Source organism: Alkalihalophilus pseudofirmus (assembly GCF_029094545.1).
GTDB lineage: Bacteria > Bacillota > Bacilli > Bacillales > Bacillaceae_D > Alkalihalophilus > Alkalihalophilus pseudofirmus.
This window is the reverse complement of record NZ_CP117835.1, coordinates 3,389,336-3,405,147: the sequence shown is the minus strand read 5'-3', so window position 1 is coordinate 3,405,147 and position 15,812 is coordinate 3,389,336. Positions and strand designations below refer to the sequence as shown.

Annotated in this window: 21 protein-coding genes and 1 tRNA gene; 13 read left to right on the top strand and 9 right to left on the bottom strand. The window is 38.9% G+C overall.

The genetic code is table 11. From position 1 onward, the window contains the following. Positions 1–73: 73 nt before the first annotated feature. Positions 74–415: a hypothetical protein gene (locus PQ478_RS17990; RefSeq protein ID WP_289235060.1), complete on the top strand. Its 342-nt coding sequence runs from the start codon at positions 74–76 to the stop codon at positions 413–415. Positions 416–730: 315 nt separating this feature from the next. Here the strand turns inward: PQ478_RS17990 and PQ478_RS17985 are convergent, their stop codons facing one another. Continuing rightward, on the bottom strand, positions 731–1,210 hold the full coding sequence (locus PQ478_RS17985) for a hypothetical protein (RefSeq protein ID WP_289235059.1): 480 nt from the start codon (positions 1,208–1,210) through the stop codon (positions 731–733). A 137-nt stretch (positions 1,211–1,347) separates the two neighbouring features. Between PQ478_RS17985 and PQ478_RS17980 the strand changes: the two genes are divergently transcribed. Continuing rightward, positions 1,348–1,420: transfer RNA gene (locus tag PQ478_RS17980), tRNA-Ala, on the top strand. 311 nt (positions 1,421–1,731) lie between these two features. Further along, positions 1,732–2,970 carry a S8 family serine peptidase gene (locus PQ478_RS17975; RefSeq protein ID WP_289235058.1) on the top strand — a complete coding sequence of 413 codons (1,239 nt, stop codon included), beginning with the start codon at positions 1,732–1,734 and terminating at the stop codon, positions 2,968–2,970. Between the two features lie 63 nt (positions 2,971–3,033). Here PQ478_RS17975 and PQ478_RS17970 read toward each other — a convergent pair whose 3' ends face one another. Both PQ478_RS17970 and PQ478_RS17965 read right to left on the bottom strand, forming a co-directional pair. Continuing rightward, the gene (locus PQ478_RS17970; protein ID WP_289235057.1) at positions 3,034–4,314 is read right to left on the bottom strand and encodes a trypsin-like peptidase domain-containing protein; all 1,281 of its coding nucleotides are present in this window, start codon (positions 4,312–4,314) and stop codon (positions 3,034–3,036) included. A 112-nt stretch (positions 4,315–4,426) separates the two neighbouring features. After that, a complete protein-coding gene (locus PQ478_RS17965; RefSeq protein ID WP_289235056.1) occupies positions 4,427–4,855 on the bottom strand; it encodes a CBS domain-containing protein in 429 nt (142 codons plus the stop codon). A 121-nt stretch (positions 4,856–4,976) separates the two neighbouring features. On the opposite strand from PQ478_RS17965, the gene PQ478_RS17960 reads away from it, so the two are divergent. After that, positions 4,977–5,345, top strand: a complete 369-nt coding sequence (locus tag PQ478_RS17960) for a DUF2188 domain-containing protein (protein ID WP_012960218.1) — start codon at positions 4,977–4,979, stop codon at positions 5,343–5,345. 250 nt (positions 5,346–5,595) lie between these two features. Here the strand turns inward: PQ478_RS17960 and PQ478_RS17955 are convergent, their stop codons facing one another. After that, positions 5,596–6,573 carry a LacI family DNA-binding transcriptional regulator gene (locus PQ478_RS17955; protein ID WP_289235055.1) on the bottom strand — a complete coding sequence of 326 codons (978 nt, stop codon included), beginning with the start codon at positions 6,571–6,573 and terminating at the stop codon, positions 5,596–5,598. Between the two features lie 101 nt (positions 6,574–6,674). Between PQ478_RS17955 and PQ478_RS17950 the strand changes: the two genes are divergently transcribed. Together PQ478_RS17950 and PQ478_RS17945 are read left to right on the top strand one after the other, a co-directional pair. Continuing rightward, positions 6,675–6,800, top strand: coding sequence for a hypothetical protein (locus PQ478_RS17950; RefSeq protein ID WP_289235054.1), 126 nt, complete (start codon positions 6,675–6,677; stop codon positions 6,798–6,800). Between the two features lie 73 nt (positions 6,801–6,873). Then, positions 6,874–7,695: a manganese catalase gene (locus tag PQ478_RS17945; RefSeq protein WP_022628962.1), complete on the top strand. Its 822-nt coding sequence runs from the start codon at positions 6,874–6,876 to the stop codon at positions 7,693–7,695. A gap of 43 nt (positions 7,696–7,738) precedes the next feature. Here the strand turns inward: PQ478_RS17945 and rraA are convergent, their stop codons facing one another. The 5 genes from rraA to PQ478_RS17920 all read right to left on the bottom strand — a co-directional run bounded on the left by rraA (position 7,739) and on the right by PQ478_RS17920 (position 10,615). Next, positions 7,739–8,218 carry a ribonuclease E activity regulator RraA gene (gene rraA, locus PQ478_RS17940; protein WP_289235053.1) on the bottom strand — a complete coding sequence of 160 codons (480 nt, stop codon included), beginning with the start codon at positions 8,216–8,218 and terminating at the stop codon, positions 7,739–7,741. Positions 8,219–8,310: 92 nt separating this feature from the next. Continuing rightward, positions 8,311–8,445, bottom strand: coding sequence for a protein YhfH (gene yhfH / locus PQ478_RS17935; RefSeq protein WP_012960213.1), 135 nt, complete (start codon positions 8,443–8,445; stop codon positions 8,311–8,313). Between the two features lie 154 nt (positions 8,446–8,599). Beyond that, positions 8,600–9,094, bottom strand: coding sequence for a hypothetical protein (locus PQ478_RS17930; protein WP_289235052.1), 495 nt, complete (start codon positions 9,092–9,094; stop codon positions 8,600–8,602). Positions 9,095–9,121: 27 nt separating this feature from the next. Further along, positions 9,122–9,703 (bottom strand): hypothetical protein, encoded by a 582-nt coding sequence (locus PQ478_RS17925; RefSeq protein WP_289235051.1) that lies wholly within the window; start codon positions 9,701–9,703, stop codon positions 9,122–9,124. A gap of 24 nt (positions 9,704–9,727) precedes the next feature. After that, positions 9,728–10,615 carry a ComEC/Rec2 family competence protein gene (locus PQ478_RS17920; RefSeq protein WP_289235050.1) on the bottom strand — a complete coding sequence of 296 codons (888 nt, stop codon included), beginning with the start codon at positions 10,613–10,615 and terminating at the stop codon, positions 9,728–9,730. A 145-nt stretch (positions 10,616–10,760) separates the two neighbouring features. Between PQ478_RS17920 and PQ478_RS17915 the strand changes: the two genes are divergently transcribed. From PQ478_RS17915 to PQ478_RS17885, 7 genes are all read left to right on the top strand, one after another. Beyond that, complete coding sequence (locus PQ478_RS17915; RefSeq protein WP_289235049.1) at positions 10,761–10,982, top strand: DUF3006 domain-containing protein; 222 nt, start codon at positions 10,761–10,763, stop codon at positions 10,980–10,982. A gap of 55 nt (positions 10,983–11,037) precedes the next feature. Next, a complete protein-coding gene (locus tag PQ478_RS17910) occupies positions 11,038–11,238 on the top strand; it encodes a YczO family protein (protein WP_289235048.1) in 201 nt (66 codons plus the stop codon). A gap of 96 nt (positions 11,239–11,334) precedes the next feature. Further along, complete coding sequence (locus tag PQ478_RS17905) at positions 11,335–11,679, top strand: hypothetical protein (RefSeq protein WP_289235047.1); 345 nt, start codon at positions 11,335–11,337, stop codon at positions 11,677–11,679. A 146-nt stretch (positions 11,680–11,825) separates the two neighbouring features. After that, positions 11,826–12,422, top strand: a complete 597-nt coding sequence (locus PQ478_RS17900) for a YusW family protein (RefSeq protein WP_289235046.1) — start codon at positions 11,826–11,828, stop codon at positions 12,420–12,422. A gap of 268 nt (positions 12,423–12,690) precedes the next feature. After that, the gene (locus tag PQ478_RS17895; RefSeq protein WP_435521048.1) at positions 12,691–13,626 is read left to right on the top strand and encodes a carbohydrate ABC transporter permease; all 936 of its coding nucleotides are present in this window, start codon (positions 12,691–12,693) and stop codon (positions 13,624–13,626) included. After that, entirely contained in the window at positions 13,623–14,432 is an 810-nt protein-coding gene (locus PQ478_RS17890) for a carbohydrate ABC transporter permease (RefSeq protein ID WP_012960207.1), read from the top strand. Before PQ478_RS17895 ends, PQ478_RS17890 begins: the two co-directional genes overlap by 4 nt. Positions 14,433–14,454: 22 nt before the next feature. Then, on the top strand, positions 14,455–15,756 hold the full coding sequence (locus PQ478_RS17885) for an ABC transporter substrate-binding protein (protein ID WP_289235044.1): 1,302 nt from the start codon (positions 14,455–14,457) through the stop codon (positions 15,754–15,756). Positions 15,757–15,812 lie beyond the last annotated feature (56 nt).

Genomic DNA, 15,812 nt, shown 5'->3' with positions numbered 1-15,812 from the left:
GCTGACCAATTACTTAACTGGAACGTTGGCCGCCTTTTTTGCCGATTTCAGCGAAGTGATCAGAACCATACTCTTGCTTAACTTTTTCTCCACCTTTACGGCCAGCTTCTTCATAACTCATATTCTGGCTGTTGTTGCTGTTGTTGCTGTTGCTGTTGTTGTTGCTGTTGCTGTTGCTGTTGCTGTTGCTGTTGCTGTTGTTATTGCCGTTGCTATTGCTATTGCTGTTATTGCTATTGCTATTGCCGCTGTTGCTGTTGTTGCTGTTGTTGCTGTTGTTGCTGTTGTTGCTGTTGTTGCTATTGTTATTGCTATTGCTATTGCTATTGCTATTGCTATTGCTATTGCCGCTGTTGCTATTGTTATTGTTGCTGTTGCTATTGTTATTGCTGTTATTGCTGTTATTGCTGTTTGATGTGGTGCTGTTATTGTTATTGCTGTTGCTATTATTTGATGATGTGGAGTTTTGGTTATTTGAATTTTCTCCACCCTTTTGACCGATCTCTTGGAAATGTTCTTTACCGTATTCTTGTTTCACTTTCTCTCCACCCATACGGCCTGCTTCCTCTCGACTCATCGTGTTACCGTTATTGTTGTTATTATTATTGTTATTGTTTGTAGCCATGTAAATCATCCTCCTAAAAAATTTTAGTGATGTTACACTCCCTGTTTACCAAAGTTAGAAATTTTTCAAACATATTTATTCTATAAAATTCTAATTTTGACATTTTTAGTCTAAAGGATCGCATCTTTTACCATATTTCAACAAATCGTATATCGCCATCATATCACTAGGGTGGTCTTCTGAATATCTAGCCGGAAATAAGGCGAAGAAAATATAGTATATTGAAAAGTAAACAAAATTATAGAAGAAGATATGTGGTGCAAGAATGTCCATTAAAATTAAGCCGTTAACGATGAGAATGCTTATGAAGTTAAACAAAGAGCCACCAATAAATACTAACAAATGGCTGAATGTCGTATCATGTTTAAGTTCTTCGAATTGAAAAAAAGAATGCCAGAAATAAATTCTTCTAATTTCTATGGAGCCAAAAGAAAATATTTTTTTACCGGCACCTATAACGAATGTAACTTTTCCACCGAAAAGCCAGACGAAAAATACATGACCGGCTTGGTGTATGACAGTAATCAGCGGGAGGAGAATGAACAAAGAGACAAGTAAAATTGGGATGTCAGATAGTGTGAACATGAAAGTGTCACCTCCAAAATCATGATGCTCTTACTCACATTGCCAACTTCTAACTAAAATAATCCTCTTTTTCTATGTAAATTATTGATTGCTATTAAAGAAAAAGTTGCTATAATAAAAACAAGTACCTTACATACGGGGCATTAGCTCAGCTGGGAGAGCGCTTCGCTGGCAGCGAAGAGGTCAGCGGTTCGAGCCCGCTATGCTCCATAAAAAAAGAAAGGCGACCAAATGCGGTCGCCTTTTTTTGTTACTGTATTTCATATTCTCTTACTTCGTAATTAGATTGCTCTTCATGCTGTTCATTGAACTAATAACTTTAACATTCTTGGACTCTTTATTGATAATATTTTAACTGCAATATTAAATCTATCACTAGCTAAAATGACTCAAGTAATAAAGAACTAATGAAATTTAAAGGGCTTATTACTCATTTTCAAATATCTTACAAGTGGATGAAGGGAAATTACTTAGAGAACCGAACATTTAAAAGGCGGTAAAAACATACGAGGAGGAATACGATGAAAAAATGGATTGCAGGATTAACATTAACAGGGTTATTGGCTTTTGGTGGCTCAGGAGTCTTGGCTGAGGAAAAAACAGACTATATTATTACATTCTCACAACAAACAATTCCAAAGGCTATTGTGGAAGAGATGGCTGATTTAGGAGTAGATATTTTACAGGAAGTCCCGCAAATAGGAGTAATCAATGTGAGCACTTCAAATCCTGAATTTAAAGCATGGGCTCAACATCACGGTGGAATTGCAGCTGTTGCAGAGGATGTAGAACTGCGATCCCCAGAAGTTGAACTAGAGCGAGCGTATGAATTAAATCAATTGAGAGTCAATGCGAGTGAAGCTGATTTGTATGAGGAGTACCAATGGGATATTAAACGCGTAACTAATAACGGAGAATCATGGAAATTGAATGCTGGTAACCACGATGTCTTAGTAGGGGTTATTGATTCTGGAGTTGATACGACTCACCCTGACCTTAAGGAAAATCTATTATTTGCAAAATCATTCGTTCCAGGAACAGCAGACAACTCCTACTCTGGCATGCATGGAACGCATGTGGCTGGTACGATTGCAGCTAATGGTCGAGTGATGGGAGTTGGTCCGGAACTTGCCATGGCCTCTTATAGAGTTAGTAATTGGACGAGTATATTAGCAGGAATTACTACTGCTGCTGATGATGGCGTAGATATTGCGAACTTGAGTCTTGGAACTTACAGCATGATGAATAACGAGCAGCAAAGAACTCTTCACCTTTCAGCTTCACGTGCTGTAAGATATGCACAAAGCAAGGACATGATGATTGTAGGGGCTAATGGCAATGATGCCATTGATTTAGGAAAGAAAATGTATACGATTCCTGGAGAAGGCGCTCAATGGTCAGGGCCTCTGCATGATACATTCTCTGATATACCGTGGGTTATTAGCGTGTCATCTTCTACGATTCATGATGAATTAGCTTATTACTCAAACTATGGAAATGTTGATCTTGCAGGACCTGGTGGGGATACGGAGGCAAGAGCATTTTCAACCGTACCTGGGGGATATGGATATGCGATTGGTACGAGTATGGCTGCTCCTAAAGTTGCTGCTTCACTTGCTTTAGTAAAAGCAGAGAATCCGGAATTGACTCCAGCGCAGATTCGTACTTTATTACAGCAAACAGCAGACTTTGGCACAGGAAAAAGCCGTCAACATTTTGGTCATGGCATTGTAAACGTTTATGAGGCTTTAAAAAACTAATGTAATCATTAAAAGCTGCCTTAAAGGATAAACCTTTTGAGGCAGCTTTTGCTATTAAAATGTTTAGTTGTCATACTCCTCTTGTAATTCTTCTTCAAGCCATTCATTTGACTGATAGCTTTCTACATCCCAATCTTCTTCATACTCATACTCATACTCATACTCATACTCATACTCATACTCATACTCATCGACTTCGTCATACTCATATTCTTCGTAATCATAATCATAGTAGTCATAGTCATTTTCGTAATCATAATCATAATCATAATCATCATCGTACTCGTAGTCATACTCATACTCTTCATAATCGTAGCTCCAGTCATACTCGTAATCCCAGTATTCAAAGTAAGAAGAATCCGAGGAGTAATCGCCTCCATCAAAATAGCCACCCTCATAAAAGTCCCACAAATAATCATAGAAATATAGACCATCACTAAAGAAAAATAAGGAGTAAATCTCTTCCTCGCTCATAGGGCTCATAATCCAAGATTCAATAAGGTCATGAACGGTATAAATGGGGATGCTAAATCCGATAGAATTATCTCGTGTATCCTTGGCTGAATTAATAGCAATAATTTCTTCGGTGTTTTGTGAAAGCAGAGGTCCGCCGCTGCTTCCCGGGGAGATAGGTGCTGAAATTTGGTATAAGTTCGAATAAGTGAAGTTGTCAATTACAAAATCACGGTTGACTCCTGTTACATATCCCATTGAAGCGGTGTTCTCTAAACCTAATGGACTCCCTAGAGCAATAACTTCCTCTCCAATTAAGGATGGTTGATCATAAGCAATTTTAGGTGGGGTTCGGCCGATAAAATCATTAACTTTTATCACGGCTACATCAATTTCATTTGAATAGCCGATGACTAGACCGTGATGTTCTGTGCCACTTATTGTTTTCACAGTTACTTCAGTAGATCCTTCAACTACATGTGCATTTGTTACAACTATACCGTCTTTATTATATAAAAAGCCAGATCCTTGGCTAAAAGAATTATAGATTGTATAGACATTTTGCTGGGCATCAGCAATAATCTCTGTTAACTCTCGAATGGTTTCTTCTTTAGGTTGTTCCACTTTAACGACGACTGCTGGTTCTGGCTTTGGTACCTCAGAAGGTGACTCTTCTAGAGCAATATCAGCAGGCTGTGCTACTGGCTGGATGGTGTTGGTTGCTTCTTTATTAAAAAAGTGATCAGAAAATTGAAGGAAAACGAGACCGCTTACTGTTAAAAAGGAAAAGAGGGCAATTAGTAATATTAATGATTGTTTCTTTTTGTTGCCGCAATTCACGCAATACTTGGAACGCTGTTTGAATTCGGTTCCACATTTGGGACAAAACATAAAAAACCTCCTCTTAATTAGACCTAAGACTATATTACCATCCGGTGGGAGGTTTTTACATATAAAATTACTCAAACAAAAAAAGGAGGAAATCATTCCTCCTTTTTTTATTTTATTGGATATCGTTTTTCTGTGAAATATCCGATAAAGCCTCTTCAGCTTCATTTTGAAGCGTGTTTTCAACAGCTAAGTCGCCAAGAGCAACCATACCAACTAATTGCCCGTTATCAACAACTGGCAGGCGGCGGATTTGGTGCTGGGCCATTAAGGCAGCTGCTTCATGTGCATCCATTGTAGATGTTCCTACTGTAAGGTTGCTTGTCATACATTCGCGTACCGGAATATGTGTTGAAGTACCCTCCGCAGTTGAACGCAGAGTGATGTCACGGTCGGTAATCATACCTGCTACTTGACCATTTTCGACAACAGGGATGGATCCGACATTATGTTCTTTCATAAGAGCTGCTGCTTCTTGGATCGATTGTTCTGGTGTGACAGAAAATACTTGAGTGGACATAAGATTTTTTAGGTTTTGTGGCATTACGCTCACTCCTTTCGTATCTACTATTTGTTGTTTAGAGTGATTTATACTTGATTATTTCAAGAATGTTTAGGGTACATATAGAAAAAAGAAAAGACAAAAAGAATGGAGGGGCTGTGCAATGCCTTGGAACAAAAATGATTATCCAGATGCGATGAAGAATTTAAACAAAGAAGTGAAAGAAAAAGCAATTGAAATTGCTAATTCATTAGTAGAAGATGGTTATGAAGAAGGAAGAGCGATACCTATTGCAATTGATGAAGCAGAGAAAATCGGGAACACAAAGAACGATGAAATTTATCAATTAATAAATCAAAATGATCAATGGGCGATCAAGAAAGAAGGAGCAGAGAGGGCAAGTAAGACATTTGAAACGAAAGAAGAAGCGCTGAAATATGGAGATGAGCTGTTAGCGAAAAAGCAGATTCAATTAAAAGTTTATAAAAAAGACGGTGCACTCGAGCGGACCAAGAAATACAGTGAAAAATAAAGGAAACAGACTGGGACATAACCACAGTGTTTGACTCATGATATGAACAGCTCTAATCTAGCGGATGATGTTCACGCAAGGTCTACTTTGGAAGTAAAGAATGTCACTCAGAAGTCCGCCTTACAGTAGGTGTTAACCTCTGCTGCAGGTACTCGCTTTCCGCGGGCGGTCCGGAAGCTTCCGCGGAAAGCGTAGTATATTTCGGGAGCTACATGCATAGGCCGCATCGGGAAGTTGAATTTACATAACATCAAACAGTTAATCGCTCAATAAGTTTAAACGGGAGTTCACGCTTTTTTTTGACTGGTTGGAGACCCTCTCTGATCTTATAAAGTGCTTTCAATGCTTCACTGCCCATTTCTTTGATAGGAATATCTATAGTAGAGATATCCATTACTTTTGAAATGTCTTGATTATCAAAACTTAACACAGCCAAGTCTTGTGGAATGTTTAACTGATGCTTTGCTGCTTCTAAAATGACTCCCGCTGCAAGCTGATCATTTGTGGTTAAAATAGCAGTCGGCTTATCTTTTAGCAACAAGTATTTTTGAACGATAGAAACACCATCTTCCATTGATAAGCAGTGGTCAAATATCCAATTTTTTCTGATAGGTTCTTTTATTTGCTCCATCATTTTCTTATAGGAATGAATTCTTTTTTGGCTGTTGATCCCATCCGTTCGATTTAACGCGATGGCCATTTTTTTATGCCCTTTAGAATGAAGATATTCTAAGCCATAACTAAACGCTTGATCATGAGGGATACTTATTGAATAAAAATCATCTTGATCGGTATCTTCTAAAAGGATGATCGGACCATATTCTTGATAGGTTCTTACTTCAGTAAGTGAAATGGCACGTGAACAAAATATAATTCCGTCCATAAGATGTCCCCTTAATAGCTCCAAAGCTTCTCTTTCTTTTTCGGTTTCATAATTAGATTGAATAAGCACTAATTGAAGGTGGAGTTTTCTAGCTTCCTCAGCAAGACCTTCTACAATTTCACTGAAATACGGAAGGTCAATTTTGGGGAGTACCACCCCGACAAGATTAGAGTGTTTATTTGCTAATTGGATAGCTTTTAAATTTCTAGAGTAATTAAGTTCTTTTATAGCTTGGTGCACGGCCCTTTTTTTCTCTTTACTTACATAAGGGTGGTCGTTTAGTACTCTTGAAACAGTAGCTACTGACACTTGCGCGATCTTTGCAATTTCTCGAATCGTCGCCATGGGCAATCTCCCCTCAATTTAATTTTTGAAAAAGCACTTGCTATGTAACGCGTTTCATACATTACCTTTTTAGTATCAGTTTAAAAAGGAGTGGATGGAACATGGTAGCAGGTGTGTTCATTATCATTGGTTTATGTATGATTGAATTAATCATAGCAAGTCATCTAACAAAAGACCAACAAAGGTCGCTGATGAGTGTGTATGATTTTTTTGATCAATCAAAATAAACTAAGTTTGTCTGTGTTCTGTATGAGCGGTCAAACACATATCATTCAACTAGTGTGATGAGGGGGGAATGATATGTTCTATCATGTGAAGGAACTGCAATATTGGGCGAAGCCAGAACGACCGGATCCAGTTTATGCGAAGAAACTTCAGGAGATACTGGGTGGACAATTTGGTGAAATTTCAGTAGCCATTCAATATTTGTTTCAAGGATGGAATACAAGAGGGAATGAAAAGTACAGGGATATGCTGATGGATGTGGGGACAGAGGAGCTTGCACATATTGAAATGTTAACGACAATGATTGCTCACCTCCTAGAAGGGGCTCCAGTCGATCAGCAGGAACAAGCTGCCCAAGATCCAATGCTCGCTGCAATATTAGGTGGTATGAATCCGCAGCATGCTATTGTTTCAGGGCTCGGTGCGATGCCGGTAAATAGTGCAGGTGTTCCTTGGAATGGCGGTTATACTATTGCAAGCGGGAATTTATTAGCTGATTTTAGAGCGAATTTAAATGCTGAGTCTCAAGGAAGACTTCAAGCTGTAAGATTGTATGAACAGACAGACGATCGTGGTGTAAAGGATATGCTCTCCTTTTTAATTGCAAGGGACACAATGCACCAAAATCAATGGCTCGCTGCCATTAGTGAACTAGAAGCTCAAGAGGGTGTCATTGTTCCAAGTACTTTCCCAAGAGAGCTTGAGAAACGAGAAGTATCTCATTTATTTATCAATTTATCAAGGGGAGAAGAGAGTGCACAAGGACGCTGGGCGAGCGGTCCGAGTATGGACGGGGAAGGTGAATTTCAATATTTTGCTGAACCATACCCATTTGCGGATGCGCCTAGTTTAAATCCAGCTCCTCCGTATATTCATGATACTCCTCCAATGATGTAAAAAGAACAGTCCGAGCGCCTAAGCTTGGGCTGTTCTTTTATAGTTATACTAATGGTTGTTCTGAAACTAATATCCCATCCTCATCAACGTACACATAAGCTCCCGGCTCAAAGTTAATCCCTGCAAATTGAACAGCAACTTGCTCTAGCCCTTTGCCTTGCTTAATGCTTTTTAAAGGGTGAGTGGCAATGGCTCTTACGCCAATATCCATTTGGTTAATTTCCGCGCTGTCTCGAATACAGCCATAAACGATAATTCCAGGGAGCTTCCGTGTAACGGCGATATCAGCTAAATGATCTCCGAGTAAGGCACAGCGAGTTGAACCACCGCCATCAACGACAAGAACACTGCCTTCGGGGATGGTTTGGAGAGCTTTTTTTACAAGGACATTATCTTCATACACTTTAACCGTATGTATAGGGCCGTAAAAAGATTTCCTTTTGCCGAACATCTTAAAAATGGGGTCTGCTATCTTTACTTTTTCTCTAAATTCATCACATAAATCTGCCGTAATAATTTCCATGTTTTCCTCCTGGCTGAATATTCTCAGTGAAAAGTCTGACTCAATAAATTGAATCAGACTTAATAGTTAAATGTTATATAACAGTATGTTGTTTAGTCGTGGTTTGCATGTCTTAGGCACTTCTCGCATTGATTGAAATAAGCCTCTTGGATTTGATTAATAACCTTTCCACAATCCGTACACTCTTTCATACCAGTTCTTCTTGTAATCATCGCTTTGTAAGTCATTATTAATCGCCTCCGTTTGTTTTGTTGAATTCATTGTACTATAACAGATGAGAGGAATGCAAGTGTATTTTCAGATTATTTTTTTAAATTTGTTTTAAAAGAAATAAAAAGGCTTAAATCACAGCCCTTTGGGAGTGCTTAAGCCTTTATAAGTTTAGATTTTATAGAACGTATTTAAGCTGACCAGCTTTTGTTGGAGAGAATTAATTTCCGTTTGGAATAAGGTGAACGTTTCTTTATTAACTAATGTCATAAATTCTTCAGCAGCATGAAGCATTGAAATAATAGCTTCTTCCTTAGGTAGATCCCAGCTCTCTATACATGTTTCATCATGAAGAATAGAAAGAGAGAGCCTGGTATCATTTATAAGTAACTGAAGTCTTAACGGCTGATAGAGGAAATCAATTGAATATGCTCCTGTTCTTTTCAGCTTCTCTAACCCGTCAATCAGATTAAGCCAGAAGTGGTCAACGCTGTCTTGGTATCTTTTGCCCAATATTAATTGATCATTGTGGATTATCTCTATATAACCCGGAAACACTGGTTGATGTTTTATTACGTCTATCTCAGTTTTGGTAAGGTGTGAAAGCTCCACGGTTTCAGTTTTCTTAGGCTTGTCTAAAATAAAATATGTGTGAATGTGAACCAAGCGTATACCCCCAGTTTAGACGTCCGTTTAATACATTCTTTCTCCGAGCCCCCAGCCATTTGGATACATAGTAATTACTTTTCCTCCTTTAATAACCAGGCGAACTTGCTGGCTTGTTCCATTGATTGTACCGTAGACGACTGTGCCGTTGCTAGTGAAGCCATTATTGGCGATTTGTGTACGGTTTTGACTTATGATTTGAGAAATTAAAGATTCATAAAATGAAATCGAATGTCCAGGGTTAAAAAAGGATTGTACCGTTGTAGGGTTCCCTATGAAATGTTCAGGTGCGTGTCTTGCTAAAATATGAGTGATGCCATATGTTGAACATGAGCCGAAGTCGAGTTGCACATTTCTATGATCGACAGGGTATGAGGCAATTAACTGAGAAGAAGTTGTGTTAGGCAATCTAAAGTGGCCTTGAGAAGCATTGTTTACCTGGCCGCATGATTTATGATTAAATGTCTGTCCGGTATGTTTATATTCGATATAATTTTGATGGATATTCCAGTCGTAGGTTGATGCCTCCACTTGAGGAAGTGCAGAGAATACGGCAAGTGCTGCTAGTACAAGGATAAGGTGAAACTTAGTTCTTAGTAATTTGATCATGAGAATCCTCCTTAAATGGTTATGTTATGGTCTCCACCAGGCTTGTTTATTGACGAGCCATCCAGCACCTGACGTTGTAAATACAATTGAGCCGTTTAAATCGGTGCGATAAATAGAAATACCGCGAGCTTGCAAACGATCAATCGTTGATTGATTTGGATGCCCGTATCTGTTGTTGGCACCGACAGAGATGATTGCAGCACTAGGATTTACCCTGTCTAAAAAGGATTCCGTCGTTGAAGTGCTGCTCCCATGATGCCCGATTTTTAATATAGTAGAAGCTAAAGGGGCATTGGAGGAAAGCATGTCATTTTCAGATAAATGTTCCGCATCTCCGGTTAAAAGAAAAGAGGTGGATCCATATACGATACGGATAACAGCTGAGTAATCATTCATATTACTATAAGAATCTCTAATTGGAGCAATCATAGAGATAGAAAGGTTCTTCCCATCTACCGTTGTGTTAAGAAGGGTTAAGCCTGCTCTTGCTCGTGTAATAGATAATCCTTTTTGATCAATCGCTGTCAACACATCATAGTAGGTTTGGGTTGTAGCAGTAGCATTTGGCATATACACTTCGCCAATCAGAAAACGATTGATAACATCGTCTAATCCACCGATATGGTCTGCATGGGGGTGAGTCCCTACAACGTAGTCGAGTGAGGCGATGTTTTGGTTTTGAATGTAATTGACGACTGTCGCACCATAATGGTTATCCCCAGCATCAACCAGCATATGTTCACCATTTGGAAGCTTTACTAAAATCGCATCCCCTTGACCAACATCAATAAAATGTACTTGTAAGTTTGAGGACGCGCTTGCAATGGATGTTCCTGTGGATAAAATAAGGGTGAGGATAAAAGTAAATACTAAAGCTATTTTCACCCAGGTCGTTTTGCCAAACGTCATCATATCACTCCATTCTTATAAAAAATTTGACTTCACAAAAAATGTAGCACAGGAATGTAAATATTCGATTAATTATAAATATGTTTATAGAAAAAAGAGAAGAATGAGGAAGATAGTCTGATACGATAGAGGTGGAGGTGGTCTTACTATGTCTAAAACAACCCAGAAAAAATGTATCATTGACCGGTTTGAGGGTGAAATTGCAGTGATTGAATATGGACGGCAGACATTTGATTTTCCTAAAGCTCTTCTGCCGGCTGAAGTAAAAGAAGGCGATGTAGTGTCCTTTCAAGCTGTTATTGAAAAAGGTGAAACAGAACATCTCAAAAAGAAAATTGATGACTTAACTAAGAAATTGTTTAAAGATTAATAAGGTTTAAGATAAGAATGACAGGGAATCTCCTATATATAGAGGAGGGATTACCTTGGATAACAAAGAAAAAGACAAAGTTCTTAAAGAAAGAAATGATAAGTCAAAAGCCTTTAAAGAAAATAGAAGCAAACAAAAAGAGCGGGATCAAACAGTGATGCCTGTAGATGATCTTCCATTAGATGAAATTAAATATGAAGAAGAAGAAGAACGTAAAAAAGAAAAAACAAAAGACCGTTCAACGAGTGAAGAATAAGGCCGAGCCGCTGTGCTTGGTCTTTTTTATGTGTAAATACGTTCAGATGGGGTAAGGAAGTAACAGATACAACTTATCTAAAAGGAGAGGATCATAGTGGAACGTGAACGTTATTTTGTCTCAGTGGATATGCCAGTTTTAAGTATTACTAAAACAGAAACGCCGGATAATCTTATTCAATATGAGATTTACGCAACTCCTGATGAAAAGGATGAGATTCACGCCTTGCTTGAATCGGTCAGTAATCAAGATTTTGAACCGCAGCAGATTTTTGAAAGACCGTTTCAAGAAAGAAAAGCGGATAATGAAAAAGATCACACTCAAAAAGAGATAAGAGTTTTATATGAGAAGCTTTATGCGTTAGGATCGCCTGAAACAAAAGAAGTATTAGCTGATATTATGCCGGTTGGAAAAACGGATAGCAGCCAAAGTTCTCTTTAGATCGTTCTTGAAGAAATTAACCAAATGTGTATTTTTCACACAATGTCTAACAATCTCACATAATTATTTTTTAAAAATAATGTTTGAGTCGAGTAAATAACGGTTACTCAATAAGTACACTAAACAAATTAGGAGGCACAATTACTATGAAAAAAGCAAAAACAATCTTAGCAGGAGCATTCATTACATCAACGATCGTTTTAGGAGCTTGTAACACAGATCAAGAGGTGGACAACCCAGCACCAGAGGATCAGGTAGAAGAGGAAGATAACACAATGGGTGATGATACTGACGACACAATGGGTGACGATGATACAACAATGGGTGACGACACTGACACTGATGAAGATAATGATATGGGCGAAGACATGGGTGACATGACTGAAGACGAGGAGCCTGCAACAACTGCATTTGGTTTCTCAACGTTTGAATTAAGTGTTAACTATGATGAAATGGGCGACAACTATGATGTAACGTATGAACATGATCCAGATGAAGTACGTGCAGAAATTGATGATTCAGTAAATGACACTCAATTAGAGGGTGACGAAGCGTATACTGAACTAGAAACTACATTTGAAGAAATGGAACTAGACAGCTCTATGAGTGAAGAAGAAATCATTGATGCTGTTGTACAAGGTTTTGGTCTAGATCCGAACTATGACAGCCTTGAGTTAACAATCACTTGGGATGATGGAACAGACCTTGATATTGAACATTCTCAAGAAGATGACACTATGTAATAACCATATAAAACGAAACCGCATCTACTATAGATGCGGTTTTTTTATATTGATATAGCAATAAGCTCTCGTAAACTTGAGTTGATGATCATTATATAAGCGTTTGGTAAATAAAGGATTCCCCAACAGATGCTGTACTAATTCTTTTTTAGCAGGCATAGGATGAATTAGCTTGTATCTGTCCGCTCAGTCTTTTTTATTTTACTTAGATTAAGAGAACCCCCATTATATTAGCTGTTGCTGTCCTTTAAGCAGGTTCTCTTTCTCGATGATAATAGGGGGCATTCTAATGGGAAAACGCATAGTTAAAGCAAAAAATAAATCTGATAAAAAACAATGGAAACTGTTCGCTTCCGGTGTGTTGTATTTGCTCCCTGCTCTAATTGTCATTAGTGTTTTTTTATTTTATCCCATGTTAAAGACGCTTTACTTCAGCTTTTTTGTTACCACAGCTGGCGGGGTCACACAAGATTTTGTCGGAGCCGGACATTACTCTAGGCTTCTGCAGTCAGGTGCCTTTCAAACTAGTATGTGGGCAACATTTAAGTTTGTACTTTATACCGTTCCTACAGGCATCGTCTTTGCTTTGTTTTTAGCAGTGATAGCAAATGAGAAACTTAAAGGAATGGCTTTTTTTCGTGTCATTTTTTCATCGACTTTAGGAGTTTCAGTTGCTGCGGGGGCGACCATTTGGTTGTTCTTATTTCATCCTACACTTGGAGTGCTTAATAATATTTTAGCAGTGTTCGGTATAGACGGGATCAATTGGCTGACTTCATCAGATTGGGCTTTAGTTTCTGTAGCCATAACAACCATTTGGATGAACATTGGCTTTAACTTTATTGTTTTATTAGGCGGCCTACAAAATATACCGGAGGAACTTTATGAAAGCAGCCGAATTGATGGTGCGGGGTACTGGCATCAATTATTTAAGATTACTCTTCCTATGTTATCTCCAACGCTATTCTTTGTAAGCGTTGTTACGTTGATTAACTCTTTTCAAACGTTCGGTCAAATCGATATTTTGACCGGAGGTGGGCCGTCTAACTCAACAAATCTCATTGTTTATTCGATTTACCGTGAGGCTTTCTATAACGGAAGGTTTGGATATGCTAGTGCACAAGCGATTGTTCTATTCTTTATTATTCTTATCTTTACTGTTCTTCAATTTAAAGTGGGAGAGAGGAAGGTGCACTACCAATGATGAAAAAAATCATTCTCTACATCTTATTAATTGCTTCAGCATTGGCTATTTTCTTTCCCATCCTATATGCATTCTCAGCAAGTCTCATGTCTACTCGAGAGATTTTCAGCGGAGCTCTCATACCTGCATCACCTAGCGTAGAAAGTTACGGGCAAGCGTTTAATAGAGTCCCGTTGCTCCAGTTCCTTACTAATAGTTTCATTGTTTCATTTGTTGTTATGATTGGTCAGTTAATTGTCTGTAGTCTGGCAGCGTATGCGTTTGTCTTCATTCCTTTTAAGGGAAGAGGAATTATCTTTGCACTTTTTATTTCAACGATGCTTATTCCTTGGGAAGCGACAGTCATCCCTAATTACTTTACGATCCTCAATTTAGGGTGGGTTAACACGTATCAAGGATTAACTGTGCCATTTTTTGCACTAGCTTTTGGAATCTTCTTGTTAAGACAGCATTTCTTAACGATTCCTAAGGAGATCTTTGAATCCGCTCAAATGGATGGGTGTTCAAGATTTCGTTTCTATTGGAACTTTGTTCTGCCTCTTTCTAAATCTACATTAAGTGCGCTTGGGATATATGGTTTCTTAACAACGTGGAATATGTATCTCTGGCCGCTTTTAGTGACGAGTAATAATGATGTCAGAACGGTTCAAATTGGACTGAAAATGATGATTGCTCAAGAATCATCGACATCTTGGAATATGGTAATGGCAGCAGTAGTGATGATTTTGCTGCCGACTCTGCTGCTTTTATTCTTTGGCCTAAAACATATTCGTAAAGGGTTAATGGCTGGAGCTATAAAGGGATAAATATAAAAAAGGGGAGAAGGTAATGAAGAGTCGGAAAGTCTGGCTAGGTGTGGTCGTCTGTTTAATGTTGTTTGTCGTGGCGGCTTGCGGCGGAAATGATTCTGCAACGGAAGATGGCAAGAAAAAGATTACGTTTTGGCATGCAATGGGGGGAGGCCCTGGGCAGGCGATTGATGAAATGGTTGCAGATTTTAATGCTCAATCAGACACTGTTGAAGTAGAAGCCGTTTATCAGGGCAGCTATGAGGAGCTCCTAAATCAACTACGAGCAGTTGGCGGCTCAACGGAAGCCCCTTCTTTAGTGCAAGTGTACGAAGTGGGAACTAAATACATGAGTGACAGCGGTTTTATCACTCCAATGCAAGAATTTGTTGATGCAGAAGGTTTTGATGTCAGCCAGCTTGAAGAAAATATTTTAGGCTATTATGAGTTAGATGGTGATCTGTATTCGATGCCGTTTAATACATCAAATGCCATTATGTTCTACAACAAGGATATGTTTAAAGAAGCTGGGCTTGACCCAGAAAATCCTCCTCGTACCTTTGAAGAGGTCAAGGAAGCAGCGCAAACATTAACCGATCAAACAGATGCTAACGGTTTTGCTATTCTTATTTATGGCTGGTTCTTTGAGCAGTTATTAGCGAATCAAGGGGCTCATTATCTTGATCAAGACAACGGTCGCGGCGGAGAGCCTGTTGAAGCCTTGATCAATGGTGAGGCAGGGCAAAATATTTTTAATTGGTTAAACGAGATGGATGAAGCAGGAACGCTTGGCAACTTCGGTCGTCAGTGGGATGATATTCGCGCTGCATTCCGTGCAGGCCAGGTGGCAATGTATCTCGATTCAACAGCTGCAACTCGTGATAATGTCAATGATTCTCCCTTTGAAGTCGGTACAGCTTTCTTACCGCATGTAGACGGAGAAGAAGCAAACGGGGTGATTGTCGGAGGGGGATCTTTATGGATTACAAACCAAGTATCGGATGAGGAACAGCAAGCTGCCTGGGAGTTTGTAAAGTATACAGCTGATCCTGAAGTGCAAGCCAAGTGGGCTGCGGCAACAGGGTACTTCCCGATTACGCCGGCAGCTTATGAGGTAGAGGAGCTGGCTGCTGTATATGAAGAATTTCCTCAATTTACAACAGCTGTAGAGCAGCTGCAAAACACTCAGCTGACGCCTGCAACTCAAGGGGCATTGATGAATGTTTTCCCTGAGGCCAGAAATATTATCGAAAATGCGATTGAAGAGCTCTATCAGCAAAATGATCCTGATGGATCGCTGAATAAAGCAAAAGAGTTAATTGATGAAGCGTTAAATCATTAATTAAAACAATGAAAAGTCTTACTCATACGCATAGTGAGTAAGACTTTTCTATACAA